Here is a 14,587-nt window from a genome sequence, read left to right on the forward strand (position 1 = left end):
TTTGCAAAAAGAAGAAAAAAAAGAAGTTGTTAAAAAACTAAGGGAGTTATTTAGCTCAAGAGATGAGTTTTTTAACCATCTCGATTCTAAAGCTTCAAAGATACCAAATACAGATGTTTTAGATTTTGGAGACAATAAAGAATTAAAAGAAATTTATGCAAAATTTTACTCCTATGATTACTCTATAAGAAAGCTTTTGCCTTATTTTTATAAGGCTTATGAAATAAAAATATGAAAATTGTTTTAATTTTATTTTTAGGTATTTTTCCTATTTTTGCAAACACTCTTGAAATTTATAGCGATAAAGCCATACTTACAAAAAATATTAAAGAAAATAGTTTTATAGTTCCTTTTGAGCTTGATCAAAAAGATCTTAGCATAAACTCTAATTGCAATATAGAAGAGATAAGTTTTGGAAACAAAATAGAAGATGAAATTTCTTTAAAAAAACAGAGTTTGCAAAATAGGCTAAAAGCACTAAAAGATAGTTATGAAATTATAAAAAACTCAAATTTAAACAATATAAATGATATAAAAAATTTAAGTGGCATTTTAAATGAAAACCTTACATCTCAAGCTGAAATTTTAAAAGAAATTGATAGTTTGTCTAACGAACCAGCTTTTTATACTAAAAAAGTTACAATAAAACAAAGTTGTAAAAACCCAAAAGCAACTATAAGTTATCCATTAGATGATGCCTTATTTAAAACTTTAAATAGTGTAAATTTTAAAGATGGTAAAATTTCCATAAAACAAAGTTTAATAATTTCAAATTTAAAAGAAAACCTAGATGATGTTTTTATAAAAATCTATCCATACAGCGTAAAATCAAGCAAAACTCCTGGAAAATTTACACCTACTTTTATATATAACGAGGAAAAAACAAAAGTCTTCGATGCGCCAGCTACGATGAGTATAGCTAAAAATGACTCTTTAAAAGCTTCAAATTTAGAAGTTAGCCAAAATCAAAATAAAATTAATTTTTTTGAAATTTCAAAACAGCACTTAAAAGCACTAAAAGAAAATATTATTATTTTAAATAGCCAAGTATTGGATGCAAATTTAACAAACTATATTGATGCATATAGTGGCTCAAAAGCTTATATTGCTGCTAGTTTTAGTCCTAAAAATGATATAAATGAGGCTTTGACTCAGTTTTTTTTAAATGATGTTTTTGTGCAAAATTCCTATGAAAGTAAGATATCAAAAAACAAAATTTCAACTTACTTTTTTGGACTTAATAATTTGATAGAGGTCTCAAAAATAGATCTAAATAACAATGAAGCAAAATTTAATATAAAAAATAGCTCATCAATAGATCAAAATATAACTTTTGTAACAAAAATTCCAGTAAATGTAGAGGTTGAAATTTTGGGCGATCTAAATGCAAGTGCTGACTCAAACGGTAAAATAGAAAAAAATTTTATACTTAAAAATAGCGAAGAGAAGGTTATAAATTTTGGCTATAAAGAGCTCAAAACTTCTAAATAATATAATTTATAATATTTTTGTAAATTACAGCATCGACTCTTAAGTTTATAGCATTTAGCAGGTCTTTTTCATAATTTTCAATAATTACGGCTATTTTGCTATCAAAAAGATAAAACTCAGCTAATTTTACAACTTCTTTTGCTATTGAAATATTATTTTTTTCTATAATTATAAATTTAGCATTTAATGCATTTGCCAAAATAGCTTCATTTAGATTTCTAACAATGACACTAAAAGTTTTACCACTATTTCTAGCATTTTTTATAAAATTTTCATTATATTCAAAAATTAAATTATCAAAATTTAAGATATTTTCAACTGTTTGAATTAAATTAAAATTCTCATATTCTATTAGTTTATGCCCTATTATTTGCATATTTTATTCCTTGTTTATGCACTCTTTGCAGATATAATCTCCATTTTTTATAACACTTTCTTTTATGTCGATAAAAGTGCCACATTTTTTACATTCTACAAAATTTTGTATTTTTTTATCACTGTTTTTTGGTCTTTGAAATCTTGGTAATATAAAAAAATAAACTATTGCTATGATAATTCCAAGCATTAATAATTTAGCCATTTTTCTCTCCTTTAAAAGTTAGAAATACTCTATTTTGATATCTGTTAAGTTTATAATCTTTTAAATTTTTTATCTCATTTTCTGCATTTGAGCCTTTGTATAGCAAAAACAAAGTTTCTTTGTTATAAAAACCTTTGCAAATTTCTAAAAGCAAATCAGCTCTCATTAAAGCTCTTGATGTTATTAAATCAGCCTCAAATTTAGCCTCATCTTCTATTTTTTTCGAGTGTATTATAACATTTTCAAGTCCTAAATTTATTTTTGCATATGTTAAAAAAGATGATTTTTTAATATTTGGTTCAAATAAATGCCATTTACAATCTTTTAAAACAAGAGCTAAAAAAATAGCAGGAAATCCAGCACCGCTTCCAACATCAATTGCTATTTTTGGTGAGTTTGTTATAAATTTAAGCCCATTTAGGCTATCTTGCATTACAAAATCTAAATTTTCATACTTTGTAAGGCTATGGATTTTATTAAATTTAGATAGAATTTCACCAAATTTTTTAGTTTTTTGCTTAAAATCTGGACTATGAATAATTTCATCAAAATCATTCATAAAAGATGCCCCATTTGATTTTTTTTAACTTTTAAATATCCCTCATTATAGCTATTTGGTTTAATTATTAGAGGAATTCTTTTTTCTACTTTTATAAAATGAAGTCCTTTTAATTTATCTGGATTATTCGTTAACATATTTATTTTATCTATTTTGTAGTATTTTAGGATAAAATCCACAATCTCATAAGTTCTTTCATCTGCTCTAAAGCCAAGTTGATGATTTGCCTCAACTGTATCAAGGCCTTTATCTTGCAAGGCATAGGCATTTATTTTGTTAAAAAGACCTATATTTCGTCCTTCTTGTCTTAAGTAAATTACCATTCCGCCATTTTTTGAGATGTATTCTAAACTTTTTTGAAGTTGTTCTCCACAATCACATTTAAGACTTCCAAGAGCATCTCCTGTTAAACACTCTGAGTGTATTCTTACATTTACAATTTCGTTTAATGGCTCTTTTAAAATAACTAAATGTTCTTTTTCGTTTTCTTTAAAAGTTTGCACTTTGAACTCGCCAAATTTAGTTGGTAAATTTGCTAAATTTGAGATTTTTATATCCATTTTTATCCAATCATTTGAAATTTAAGCTTGCATTATATCTAAATTTGACAGGTCTTTTATAATGAAATTAAAATATTAAAATTAAATTTTTAATAGATTATTTACTAGCTATATGATAAAATATAAACTTATTTTGATATTTGATAGATATAAAAGGATTATAGATGTTTAGAAGATTTAGAAGATTAAGAAGAAATGTAGCAATTAGAGATTTGGTAAGAGAGACACGTTTGAGTGTTGATGATTTGATTTATCCACTTTTTGTCGTTCCAGGAAGTGGAGTAAAAAAAGAAACTTCCTCTATGCCAGGCGTTTTTCAAATGAGTATTGACGAGCTTTTAAAAGAGTGCGAAGAAGTTGTAAATTTAGGTATAAAATCTATTTTATTGTTTGGAATTCCTGATGTAAAAGATAGTGTTGGAAGTGATGCATTAAGCGATGATGGAATTATTGCAAGAACTTTAAGAGCTATAAAAGAAAAGTTTCCAAATTTATATGTTATAACTGATCTTTGCTTTTGTGAGTATACTGATCACGGGCATTGTGGAATTTTGTGTGGAGACACAGTAGATAATGACGCAACACTTGAAATTTCAGTTAAGCAAGCTTTAATCCATGCTAAAAACGGCGCTGATATGATAGCTCCAAGTGGTATGATGGATGGTATTATTGAGGCATTAAGAAATGGCCTTGATGAGAATGGCTATGAGAGCTTGCCTATTATGGCGTATTCAACCAAATTTGCAAGTGCTTATTATGGACCGTTTAGAGATGTAGCAGAAAGTAGCCCTAGTTTTGGAGATAGAAAAACTTATCAAATGGATCCAGCAAATAGGCTTGAGGCTATAAACGAAAGCTTGGAGGATGAAGAAGAGGGAGCTGATATTTTGATGGTAAAACCAGCACTAGCATATTTAGATATAATAAGAGATTTAAAAGATAGAACATTGCTTCCAGTTTGCGCTTATAATGTAAGTGGTGAATATGCCTTATTAAAAGCTGGAGAAAAAGCAGGGGTGATTGATTATAAAAAAGTAATGCTTGAAACGATGATTTCTATAAAAAGAGCAGGGGCTGATTTAATTATAACTTATCACGCTAAAGAGCTAGCTAAAATTTTAAATAAATAGAAGATGTTATGAAAGATTTTTTAACGCTAAATGATTTTAGCAAAGAGCAAATTTTAGAAATTTTAGAAATTGCAAAAAATATAAAAAATGAAGTAAAAAAAGGTATTTTCACGCCTTATTTAAAAAACCAAACTCTAGCAATGGTTTTTGAAAAAAACTCAACCAGAACAAGGATAAGCTTTGAAGTTGGAATGTATCAACTTGGTGGACATGCACTTTTTTTAGATAGTAAAACGACTCAGTTAGGACGAGGTGAGCCGATAAAAGATACAGCAAGAGTAATATCATCTATGTGTAATATGGCTATGCTTAGAGTATATAAACATGCTGATTTAAAAGAATTTGCTAAATTTGCCAAAATTCCAGTTATTAATGGACTAAGTGATCTTTTTCATCCAGTTCAATTAATGGCTGATTATCTAACTATGATAGAACTTAATGCTGGTAAAAACATAGCATATATTGGAGATAGTAATAATATGTGCAACTCGTGGCTAAACTTAGCAAGCATTATGGGTTTAAATTTAAGCGTTGCAATTCCAAAAAATTATAAAATAAATGATGAAGTTTTAAAAATAGCAATGAACAATGCAAAAATAAGTGGTGCAAAAATAATAGTAACAAATGATCCAAAAATTGCAATAAAAGATGTAGATGTTGTAGCTACTGATACTTGGTTTTCAATGGGTGATGAAGTTAGCAAGGATCAAAAAGTAAGAGATTTTAAAGGTTTTTTAATAGATGAAGATTTGATGAGTTTAGCTAAAAAAGATGCGATTTTACTTCATTGCTTGCCAGCTTATAGAGGATATGAGATAAGCGATAAGGTCTTTGAAAAACATAGTAAAGAGATTTTTTTGGAAGCTGAGAACAGGCTTCATGTACAAAAAGGTATTATGGTTTGGCTTAATAAGGCGTGTAAAAACTCATAAGAGGTGAAAATGGATAAAGAAATAGAAAAAATAGAGCAAGATTTTGGAAAAGATCAAACAATTTTTGAAATTTTAAACACCGAAAATAGCGATAAAAAGACTATTATGCTAAAAAAAGGCTCATGGAAAAATAGATATCCATGGTTTGGTATAGATGAAGAAAAAAATATTTATTCAGTTTTATCGCTCAAAAGTCTAACATCACTTATAAACAGCTACAAAAATGTTGCAAGGGAGAATTTTGATTTAAAGCTTGAAAAAAGCATAGCAAGGACTTTGCCGATTGATTTTGGAGACGTTTGGAGTGTTTGTATGGAAGAAATTAAAAAACTTGCTTTATTAGAACCTGAACTTCAGGTTTCAAATTTAGATCTTGATAAAATAGTTGATAATGTAAAGCTTAAATATCCAAATTTATTTGTTGATATTGATAATATGATAAGGGGAAATGTTGAAAACTTTAAATAAAATTGATTTTGATGCGTATGCAAAATATTCAAAACCAGGACCAAGATACACAAGCTATCCAACTGCTTTGGAATTTAGTGAAAAATTTACCTATGATGAGTATTTAAACGAGTTAAAAAAGCAAGATAGAAATAGACCACTTTCTTTGTATTTTCATCTTCCATTTTGTCGTTCTGCCTGTTATTTTTGTGGATGCAATGTAATTTATACAAGTAAAAAAGACAAAATGACAAGATATCTTGATTATGTTGAAAAAGAGCTTTTACTTTTAAGTAAAGTTGTAGATACTTCAAGAGTTGTAGCTCAAATGCACTTTGGTGGTGGAACACCTACATTTTATGATGCACAAAGCCTTGATAGATTAATAATATCTATAAAAAAATATTTTAAAAATTTTAGCGATGATGCAGAGATTAGCTGCGAGATTGATCCTAGATTTTTAACAGAAGAACAAAGTGATGTTTTGATAAAACATGGCTTTAATAGGATAAGTTTTGGAGTTCAAGATTTTAATGAAAAAGTTCAAAAAGAAATTCACAGAATCCAGTCTTTTGAACTAACTAAAAATGCCATTGATATGGTTAGAAAAAAAGGAATAACTTCGGTTAATATTGATCTAATTTATGGACTTCCTTATCAAAATTTAGAAACCTTTAAAGAAACTCTAAGATTATCACTTGAGTTAAATCCTGATAGATATGCAATTTTTAATTATGCACATGTTCCATGGATTAAAAAATCTATGAGAAAATTTGATGAAACAACTCTTCCTCATCCTAGTGTTAAGCTTGAAATTTTAAAATTTACACACGATTATTTAACATCAAATGGCTATAAAATGATTGGCATGGATCACTACGCAAAGCCAGAAGATGAGCTTTTTAAAGCCTTAGAAGATGGTAGTTTGCATAGAAATTTTCAAGGATATACAACCAAAGGCGGTGCGGATTTAATAGGCATAGGACTTACAAGCATTGGCGAGGGCGTTAGGCACTATGGACAAAACTCTAAAGATTTAAAAGAGTATGAAGAAGCAATTGATAATGGAAAACTACCATATTGTAAAGGAGTTTTACTAAATGAAGAAGATATTTTAAGGAAAGAAGTTATAATGAGTTTAATGAGTAATTTCTACCTTGATATCAAAAAAATTGAAACTAAATTTAGTATAAATTTTAAAGAGCACTTTAAAGAAAGTTTAGAAGAGTTAAAAGAATTAAGCGAATTTGTTGAGGTTAGCGATGAGGCTATAAAAGTAAATCCAACAGGCACTTTACTTATAAGAAATATCGCAATGTGCTTTGATGAATATATGAAAAATATAGCAAATAAGAGGTTTTCAAAAACAGTATGATAAAAGAAATTTCAAATGAATGTATAAAGTGTGGTAAATGTATACAAGTTTGTACGATTTATAATATAAACCGCGATGAAACAACATCTCCAAGAGGATTTTTGGATCTTTTAGGAGCTTATAAGGATGGGAATTTAGCTCTTGATAAAAATTTAAAAACTATATTTGAGAGTTGTTTTTTGTGCACAAATTGTGTTGATGCATGTCCAAAAAGCATAAAAACAGATGCTGCGATTGAAAACGTGAGAGTTGATATCGCTAAAAAGTATGGTATTGCGTGGTATAAAAAGATGGCTTTTTGGTTTTTAAGTCATAGAAAAGTTTTAGATATTTGTGCAAGAATGGGATATGTTTTTCAAAGCTGTGGCTTTAAAATAAAAAAAGAAAATTTTTCAAATTCTATGAAGCCACGATTTAAAATGCCTCTTGTAAAAAAAGAAAGATTGCTTCCAACTGCATCTAAAAAAAGCTTTTTAAACTCACATGAAGAGTTTATAGATAATGGCGGAGAAAAAACAATTGGACTTTTTATCGGCTGTATGGGAAATTATGCTTATACAAATATTGGAGAAAGTATTTTAAAAATTTGCCAAAGTCTAAAAATAAATTTAGATTTAATGAAAAAGCAAGTTTGTTGTGGTGCGGCCATGTATTTTACTGGAGATAATAAAACTACAAAAAAACTTGCTAAGAAAAACATAGTTTATTTTGAAGAAATGCTTAAAAAAGTTGATGCCATTATAATACCTGAAGCCACCTGTTCTGGTATGATAAAGGTTGATTACGCTCATTTGTTTTATGATGAGCCAAGCTGGCAAGAAAGAGCTATAAAATTGCAAGATAAGATATTTTTAGCAAGTGAGTATTTTTACAAACACACAAATTTAAAAGAAATTTTAGCAAAAAAAGAAAAACTAAATTTAAAAATTACCTATCACGATCCATGCCATGCTAAAAAAATGCAAGGTGTTTTCAAAGAACCACGTGAACTTTTATCTAATAATTTTACTCTTTTAGAGATGGAAAATCCTGATATGTGCTGTGGATTTGGTGGGGTTACAATGCAGACAAATAATTATCACTTAAGTAAAACTGCAGGCCTTAAAAAAGCCCCGATGATACAAAAAACAAAGGCAGATTTTGTAAGTGCTGAGTGTAGTGCCTGTAGAATGCAACTAAACAACTCTTTAAATTTAATATCATCAGATATAAGGTGTGTTAATCCAGTTGAATTAATTGCCAAAGCTCTTACTTTTTAATAAATATTATCAAAAAGTAAGTAAAGTGTTTAATTAAGTACCTTATAATTTCTCCATATTATTTAAAGGAGAAATTATGGTAAATTTACAAGAAAAATATAATTTATTTATTGGTGGTGAGTTTGTAAAATCAAGTGCCAATGAAACACTTGAGGTTTTCAATCCAGCAAATGGTAAAAAACTTGCAGACATTACCGATGCTACAAAAGAAGATGTTGATTTGGCTGTAAAAGCAGCGAGAAAAGCTTTTGAAAAGTTTAGACGATCGACTGTTAATGAACGCTCAGAAATATTAAACAAAATCGCAGACATTATAGATGAAAATAAAGAATTTTTAGCAAAAGTTGAATCTATGGATAACGGAAAGCCAATTAGAGAAACTTTAAATGTTGATATTCCTTATGCTGCTGATCATTTTAGATATTTTGCTGGTGTTATTTTAGCACAAGAAGGTAGTGCAAATGTTCTAAACGAACAAATTTTAAGTATGGTTTTAAGAGAGCCAATTGGTGTTGTAGGACAAATTGTTCCTTGGAATTTTCCATTTTTAATGGCAGCATGGAAATTAGCACCAGTTATCGCAGCCGGTGATACAACTGTTTTTAAACCGTCAAGCGAAACAAGCTTAAGTGTTTTAGAGCTTATGAGACTTATTAAAGATGTTTTACCAAAAGGTATTGTAAATGTGATTACTGGAAAAGGTAGTAAATCAGGTGAGTGGTTAAAAAATCATCCAGATCTTGATAAATTGGCTTTTACAGGTTCAACTGAAGTTGGTAGAGATATCGGAATAGCTGCTGCAAAAAGGATAATCCCTTCAACTCTTGAATTAGGTGGAAAAAGTGCAAACATAATATATGCTGATGCAGATATTGAAAAAGCTCTTGATGGCGTTCAAATGGGCATTTTGTTTAATCAAGGTCAAGTTTGTTGTGCTGGAAGTAGAATTTTTGTTGAAGAAAGTATTTATGATGAGTTTATTGAAAAAGCAGTAGAGAAATTTAAAAATATAAAAATGGGTGACCCGCTTGATCCAAATACTCAAATGGGTGCACAAATTAATAAAAAACAAGCCGATAAAATTTTAAGTTATATGGATATTGCTTTAAGTGAAGGTGCAAAAATTGCAGTTGGTGGTAAAAGATCAGCTGCTGGAGATGCTTTTGTAGAGCCAACTTTGATAGTAAATGCTAGAAATGATATGAGAGTTGCACAAGAAGAAATTTTTGGACCAGTAGGCGTTGTTATTAAGTTTAAAAACGAAGATGAACTTATAAAAATGGTAAATGACAGTGAGTATGGTTTAGGCGGCGGCGTCTTTACAAAAGATATTACAAAAGCGTTAAGAACAGCAAGAAATATGGAAACTGGAAGAGTTTGGATAAATTGTTATAATCAAATTCCAGCAGGTGCACCATTTGGTGGATATAAAAACTCAGGAATTGGTAGAGAAACACATAAAATGATTCTTGAGCATTACACTCAAGCAAAAAATATAATGGTAGATTTAACAGGAAAAACATCTGGTCTGTATTAATAAGTTAATAAAGTAACCCCTTTTATAGACAAAGGGGTTTTAAATTATTTTTTTAGTTATATTTTTATAAATTTCCTTGACATAGAAAAAAAAATAAGATACAATACACCTTTACAATTTAAAAAATTGTATTTGGTGCTGGTGTAGCTCAGTTGGTAGAGCTACTGCCTTGTAAGCAGTAGGTCGGCGGTTCAAGTCCGTTCACCAGCTCCATTTTTTAAAAAACAGTGTTTGACCAGATATGTAGAGGGGTGAGATACTCAAGTGGCCAACGAGGGCAGACTGTAAATCTGCTGGCTTCGCCTTCCGTGGTTCGAATCCACGTCTCACCACCATTGTTTGCGGGAGTAGCTCAGTTGGCTAGAGCATCAGCCTTCCAAGCTGAGGGTCGCGAGTTCGAGCCTCGTTTCCCGCTCCAAAATTTAGGATTTTAAAACTGGGAGCTGTATGTATTATTTTTTATTACAGTTGCTAGCTTTAAGTTTCCAAATAGTTGTTTGTGTATGTTAAATTTGTTTAATTCTACTTTTGCCATGAGTTTGTGCTCATATGGCTCAGAGGTAGAGCACTTCCTTGGTAAGGAAGAGGTCGTGGGTTCAAGTCCCACTATGAGCTCCATCAAAATTATAGAATAACAAATAAACACAAATTTTTTAAAAGTATAAAAAAACATTAATTAATGGAGGATAAAATGGCTAAAGAAAAATTTACGCGTAACAAGCCACACGTTAATATTGGTACTATTGGTCACGTTGACCATGGTAAAACTACCTTAACTGCTGCTATTTCTGCAGTTCTTTCAAGAAAAGGTCTAGCTGAGCTAAAAGACTATGATAACATAGACAATGCTCCTGAAGAAAAAGATCGTGGTATTACAATTGCAACTTCACACATAGAGTATGAAACTACAAATAGACACTATGCTCACGTTGACTGTCCTGGACACGCTGACTATGTTAAAAACATGATTACTGGTGCTGCACAAATGGATGGTGCTATATTAGTTGTTAACGCAGCTGATGGTCCTATGCCACAAACTAGAGAGCATATCTTACTTTCAAGACAAGTTGGTGTTCCTTACATAGTAGTTTTCTTAAATAAAGCTGATATGGTTGATGATGCTGAGCTTATCGAACTAGTTGAGATGGAAGTTAGAGAGCTATTAAACGAGTATGGTTTCCCTGGTGATGATACACCTATCATTGTAGGTTCAGCTTTAAAAGCTCTAGAAGAAGCAAAAGCTGGTGTTGATGGTGAGTGGTCAGCTAAAATAATGGAGCTTATGGATGCAGTTGATAGCTATATCCCAACTCCACAAAGAGATACTGATAAACCATTCTTAATGCCTATTGAAGATGTATTTTCAATTTCAGGTCGTGGAACAGTTGTTACAGGTAGAGTTGAAAAAGGTGTTGTAAAAGTAGGTGATACTATTGAAATAGTAGGTATTAAACCAACTCAAACAACTACTGTAACAGGCGTTGAAATGTTTAGAAAAGAGATGGATCAAGGTGAAGCTGGCGATAATGTTGGTATATTACTTAGAGGAACAGGTAAAGATGATGTTGAAAGAGGTATGGTTTTATGTAAACCAGGCTCAATTACTCCTCATAGTAAATTTGAAGCTGAGGTTTATATCTTAACTAAAGAAGAGGGTGGAAGACATACACCATTCTTTAATAACTATAGACCACAATTCTATGTTAGAACAACAGACGTTACAGGTTCAATTACTCTTGGTGAAGGCAAAGAAATGGTTATGCCAGGTGATAACGTTAAAATAACAGTTGAACTTATTCACCCAGTTGCACTAGAGCAAGGAACAAGATTTGCTATCCGTGAGGGTGGTAGAACTGTTGGTTCTGGTGTTGTTGCAAAAATTATAGAGTAATTTTTTACAAAAAAGAGTGAGCTTGTCTCACTCTTATTTTTTATTTAAGGAAGTCCCATATGAGAATAAAAGTTGGTTTAAAATGTAGTGAGAGTGGAGATATAAACTACACTACATATAAAAATAGTAAAACTACTACTGAGAAACTGGAGCTTAAAAAGTATTGCCCAAGACTTAAAAAACACACAGTTCATAAAGAGGTTAAACTAAAAAGTTAAGATTAGTTAGGGCAATAGCTCCAACGGTAGAGCGTCGGATTCCAAATCCGCAGGTTGGGGGTTCGAATCCCTCTTGCCCTGCCACCAAAAGGTTTAATGATGGAAAAAATTAAAAGTTATATATATCAATCAAAAATAGAACTAGATAAGGTAATATTCCCTACAAAAGAACAAATTAGAAATGCTTTTGTTATGGTTATTATCGTAGTTTTTGCTGTATCTGTATTTTTAGCTTTGGTTGATTTAATTATGTCTTTTACCATTTCAAAGATAGTGTGAGGTGTGATGATGGCACACAGATGGTATGCTATACAGACTTATGCTGGCTCTGAAATGAGTGTAAAGAATGCAATTGAGACTTTGGTAGAAAATCAAGGATTGCAAGATAAAGTAGAACAAGTTGTTGTTCCTACTGAAGATTTAATAGATATTAAAAATGGCAAACAGACAATAAAGGAAAAAAGCCTTTATCCTGGATATTGTTTTGCTAAACTTGATTTAGATACTGCACTTTGGCACAAAATTCAAAGTTTGCCAAAAGTTAGTCGTTTTATTGGCGAGAGTAAAAAACCTTCAGCCTTAAGTGATAAAGACGTTGAAATGATTTTGGATAAAGTCAATAAAAGAGCTGCACCAAAACCAAAAATTTCTTTTGATGAGGGTGAAAGCGTGAGAATAAAAGAAGGTCCTTTTGCAAATTTTATTGGAACTGTAGAAGAGTATGATATGATACATGGAACTTTAAAACTAAATGTTTCTATATTTGGTAGAAGTACCCCAGTTGAAATATTATATTCACAAGTTGAGAAAATTGTTTAAGATTAAGGAGATAATCTAATGGCTAAGAAAGTAACAGGTCAGATTAAACTACAAATTGCTGCTGCAAAGGCAAATCCAAGTCCTCCGGTAGGTCCAGCACTTGGTCAGCAAGGCGTAAATATTATGGAGTTTTGTAAGGCTTTTAATGAAAAAACAAAAGATATGGCAGGTTTTAATATCCCTGTTATTATAACTGTTTATGCTGATAAAAGTTTTACATTTGTAACAAAACAACCACCAGCAACAGATTTAATAAAAAAAGCTGCTGGAATTAGCAAAGGCTCAGATAATCCTCTAAAAAATAAAGTTGCTACTTTAACAAAAGCACAAGTTTTAGAGATAGTTGAGAAAAAAATTGCTGATTTAAATACAACAGATAAAGAGCAAGCCGCTAGAATTATAGCTGGTTCTGCAAAATCTATGGGTATAACCGTAGTTGATTAAAATCCTTTTACCACCAAGGATAAAAAGGTGGAAGCAAAATTAATGCGGAGAAATTTATGAAAAAAAATTCAAAAAGATTTACGGAATTATTAAAAAAAGTTGATTCTGAAAAAAATTACTCGCTTGAAGAAGCGGTAGCTACTGTAAAAACACTTTCATCTGCTAAATTTGATGAAACAGTGGAAATAGCACTAAAACTAAATGTTGATCCAAAGTACGCAGACCAAATGGTAAGAGGTTCAGTTGTTCTTCCATCAGGTACAGGTAAAGTGGTAAGAGTAGCAGTTATTGCAAAAGATATTAAAGCTGATGAGGCTAAAAATGCAGGCGCTGATATAGTTGGCGATGATGATTTGGTTGAAGAAATTCAAAAAGGTAATATTAATTTTGATGTTTTAATAGCTACACCAAATTTAATGGGTTTAGTTGGTAAAGTTGGTAGAATTTTAGGACCTAAAGGTCTTATGCCAAACCCAAAAACAGGTACTGTTACAATGGATGTAGAACAAGCTGTTAAAAATGCAAAAGGCGGACAAGTTAACTTTAGAGTTGATAAGCAAGGAAATATTCATGCTGGCATTGGCAAAGTAAGTTTTTCAAAAGAAGAGATTATGGCAAATTTAACTACTTTTATTAAAGAGATAAATAAACATAAACCTGCCACTGCAAAAGGTAGATATGTTAAAAATGCAGCCTTATCGCTTACAATGAGTCCATCAGTTAATCTTGATTCGCAAGAAATAATTGATTTAAAATAAAATAAATAATATATTTTAGATTGGAGATAGCCAGAGGCCTTTAGGCTTAATTGAAGTAATTCTCTCTGCTTGAAATCACTGATCGGAAAGGAGAAAAGTTGAATAGAGAAGATAAGGTAGCTCTTGTTTCAAAACTAACTGAAAGCTTTAAAGAAGCTGATGGTGTTGTTGTAGCTGATTATAGAGGAATTGGTGTTTCTTCACTTGAAGAGTTAAGAAAAGCAGCCAAAGAATCTGATGTAAAAGTTCAAGTTATAAAAAACACATTAGCCGGAATTGCTTTAAATAGTGTAGAAAAAACAGGATTAGAGTTAAAAGATACCAATATTTTTCTTTGGGGCGATCAGCTAAATGTTTCAAAAGTAGCTTTCAAATATGCAGAAAAAAATAAAAATTTTATCATAAAATCTGCTCATATTGATGGCGAAGTTTGTGATGTTAGTAAAGTTGAAGCACTTTCCAAATTACCAGGTCGCGAAGAGCTTATTGCAATGCTTTTACAAGTTTGGAATGCGCCGGTTCAAAATTTTACAATCGGCTTAAATGCGCTTAAAGAAAAAAAAGAACAATCAGCATAAATAATAAAA

Annotated in this window: 19 protein-coding genes and 5 tRNA genes; 20 read left to right on the top strand and 4 right to left on the bottom strand. The window is 30.6% G+C overall.

What is annotated here, in order from left to right; all coding sequences use genetic code 11:
• Position 1: 1 nt before the first annotated feature.
• Both cmeU and HMPREF9309_RS04180 read left to right on the top strand, forming a co-directional pair.
• On the top strand, positions 2-235 hold the full coding sequence (gene cmeU, locus HMPREF9309_RS04175; protein WP_016646675.1) for a CmeU family protein: 234 nt from the start codon (positions 2-4) through the stop codon (positions 233-235).
• Positions 232-1,491: a hypothetical protein gene (locus HMPREF9309_RS04180; protein WP_016646676.1), complete on the top strand. Its 1,260-nt coding sequence runs from the start codon at positions 232-234 to the stop codon at positions 1,489-1,491. Before cmeU ends, HMPREF9309_RS04180 begins: the two co-directional genes overlap by 4 nt.
• On the opposite strand, the gene HMPREF9309_RS04185 is transcribed toward HMPREF9309_RS04180, so the two are convergent.
• Genes HMPREF9309_RS04185 through ribA form a run of 4 tightly spaced genes read right to left on the bottom strand, consistent with a single transcriptional unit; the run spans position 1,484 to position 3,190 of the window.
• Positions 1,484-1,867: a hypothetical protein gene (locus HMPREF9309_RS04185; protein WP_016646677.1), complete on the bottom strand. Its 384-nt coding sequence runs from the start codon at positions 1,865-1,867 to the stop codon at positions 1,484-1,486. The genes HMPREF9309_RS04180 and HMPREF9309_RS04185 overlap by 8 nt on opposite strands.
• A 3-nt stretch (positions 1,868-1,870) precedes the next feature.
• A complete protein-coding gene (locus tag HMPREF9309_RS04190) occupies positions 1,871-2,071 on the bottom strand; it encodes a PP0621 family protein (RefSeq protein WP_016646678.1) in 201 nt (66 codons plus the stop codon).
• Positions 2,064-2,630, bottom strand: a complete 567-nt coding sequence (gene rsmG / locus HMPREF9309_RS04195) for a 16S rRNA (guanine(527)-N(7))-methyltransferase RsmG (RefSeq protein ID WP_016646679.1) — start codon at positions 2,628-2,630, stop codon at positions 2,064-2,066. Before rsmG ends, HMPREF9309_RS04190 begins: the two co-directional genes overlap by 8 nt.
• On the bottom strand, positions 2,627-3,190 hold the full coding sequence (ribA, locus tag HMPREF9309_RS04200; protein ID WP_016646680.1) for a GTP cyclohydrolase II: 564 nt from the start codon (positions 3,188-3,190) through the stop codon (positions 2,627-2,629). The genes rsmG and ribA overlap by 4 nt, the downstream gene beginning before the upstream one ends.
• A gap of 164 nt (positions 3,191-3,354) precedes the next feature.
• On the opposite strand from ribA, the gene hemB reads away from it, so the two are divergent.
• The 18 genes from hemB (at position 3,355) to rplJ (ending at position 14,578) form a co-directional block, all read left to right on the top strand.
• The gene (hemB, locus tag HMPREF9309_RS04205) at positions 3,355-4,320 is read left to right on the top strand and encodes a porphobilinogen synthase (protein WP_016646681.1); all 966 of its coding nucleotides are present in this window, start codon (positions 3,355-3,357) and stop codon (positions 4,318-4,320) included.
• A gap of 8 nt (positions 4,321-4,328) precedes the next feature.
• Complete coding sequence (gene argF / locus HMPREF9309_RS04210; RefSeq protein ID WP_016646682.1) at positions 4,329-5,252, top strand: ornithine carbamoyltransferase; 924 nt, start codon at positions 4,329-4,331, stop codon at positions 5,250-5,252.
• A gap of 9 nt (positions 5,253-5,261) precedes the next feature.
• On the top strand, positions 5,262-5,720 hold the full coding sequence (locus HMPREF9309_RS04215; RefSeq protein ID WP_016646683.1) for a DUF2603 domain-containing protein: 459 nt from the start codon (positions 5,262-5,264) through the stop codon (positions 5,718-5,720).
• Positions 5,701-7,074, top strand: a complete 1,374-nt coding sequence (gene hemN / locus HMPREF9309_RS04220; protein WP_034907699.1) for an oxygen-independent coproporphyrinogen III oxidase — start codon at positions 5,701-5,703, stop codon at positions 7,072-7,074. The genes HMPREF9309_RS04215 and hemN overlap by 20 nt, the downstream gene beginning before the upstream one ends.
• On the top strand, positions 7,071-8,333 hold the full coding sequence (locus tag HMPREF9309_RS04225; RefSeq protein WP_016646685.1) for a (Fe-S)-binding protein: 1,263 nt from the start codon (positions 7,071-7,073) through the stop codon (positions 8,331-8,333). Before hemN ends, HMPREF9309_RS04225 begins: the two co-directional genes overlap by 4 nt.
• Before the next feature lie 76 nt (positions 8,334-8,409).
• Complete coding sequence (locus tag HMPREF9309_RS04230) at positions 8,410-9,870, top strand: aldehyde dehydrogenase family protein (protein WP_016646686.1); 1,461 nt, start codon at positions 8,410-8,412, stop codon at positions 9,868-9,870.
• Positions 9,871-10,007: 137 nt separating this feature from the next.
• A tRNA-Thr gene (locus tag HMPREF9309_RS04235) sits at positions 10,008-10,083 on the top strand.
• Positions 10,084-10,120: 37 nt separating this feature from the next.
• Positions 10,121-10,205 (top strand) — tRNA-Tyr (locus tag HMPREF9309_RS04240).
• Positions 10,206-10,211: 6 nt separating this feature from the next.
• Positions 10,212-10,288, top strand: a tRNA-Gly gene (locus tag HMPREF9309_RS04245).
• Positions 10,289-10,413: 125 nt separating this feature from the next.
• Positions 10,414-10,488 (top strand) — tRNA-Thr (locus tag HMPREF9309_RS04250).
• Between the two features lie 73 nt (positions 10,489-10,561).
• Positions 10,562-11,761 carry an elongation factor Tu gene (gene tuf / locus HMPREF9309_RS04255; protein ID WP_016646687.1) on the top strand — a complete coding sequence of 400 codons (1,200 nt, stop codon included), beginning with the start codon at positions 10,562-10,564 and terminating at the stop codon, positions 11,759-11,761.
• A 59-nt stretch (positions 11,762-11,820) separates the two neighbouring features.
• Positions 11,821-11,979 (top strand): 50S ribosomal protein L33, encoded by a 159-nt coding sequence (gene rpmG, locus HMPREF9309_RS04260; RefSeq protein WP_016646688.1) that lies wholly within the window; start codon positions 11,821-11,823, stop codon positions 11,977-11,979.
• A gap of 8 nt (positions 11,980-11,987) precedes the next feature.
• Positions 11,988-12,063, top strand: a tRNA-Trp gene (locus HMPREF9309_RS04265).
• A 15-nt stretch (positions 12,064-12,078) separates the two neighbouring features.
• On the top strand, positions 12,079-12,258 hold the full coding sequence (gene secE, locus HMPREF9309_RS04270; protein WP_018712752.1) for a preprotein translocase subunit SecE: 180 nt from the start codon (positions 12,079-12,081) through the stop codon (positions 12,256-12,258).
• Positions 12,259-12,267: 9 nt separating this feature from the next.
• Positions 12,268-12,798: a transcription termination/antitermination protein NusG gene (nusG, locus tag HMPREF9309_RS04275; RefSeq protein ID WP_016646689.1), complete on the top strand. Its 531-nt coding sequence runs from the start codon at positions 12,268-12,270 to the stop codon at positions 12,796-12,798.
• Between the two features lie 18 nt (positions 12,799-12,816).
• The gene (gene rplK, locus HMPREF9309_RS04280) at positions 12,817-13,242 is read left to right on the top strand and encodes a 50S ribosomal protein L11 (protein ID WP_016646690.1); all 426 of its coding nucleotides are present in this window, start codon (positions 12,817-12,819) and stop codon (positions 13,240-13,242) included.
• Between the two features lie 56 nt (positions 13,243-13,298).
• Positions 13,299-14,000, top strand: coding sequence for a 50S ribosomal protein L1 (rplA, locus tag HMPREF9309_RS04285; RefSeq protein WP_016646691.1), 702 nt, complete (start codon positions 13,299-13,301; stop codon positions 13,998-14,000).
• 98 nt (positions 14,001-14,098) lie between these two features.
• Positions 14,099-14,578: a 50S ribosomal protein L10 gene (gene rplJ, locus HMPREF9309_RS04290; RefSeq protein WP_016646692.1), complete on the top strand. Its 480-nt coding sequence runs from the start codon at positions 14,099-14,101 to the stop codon at positions 14,576-14,578.
• Positions 14,579-14,587 lie beyond the last annotated feature (9 nt).

This window comes from Campylobacter ureolyticus ACS-301-V-Sch3b, assembly GCF_000413435.1.
Taxonomy (GTDB): Bacteria; Campylobacterota; Campylobacteria; order Campylobacterales; family Campylobacteraceae; genus Campylobacter_B; species Campylobacter_B ureolyticus_A.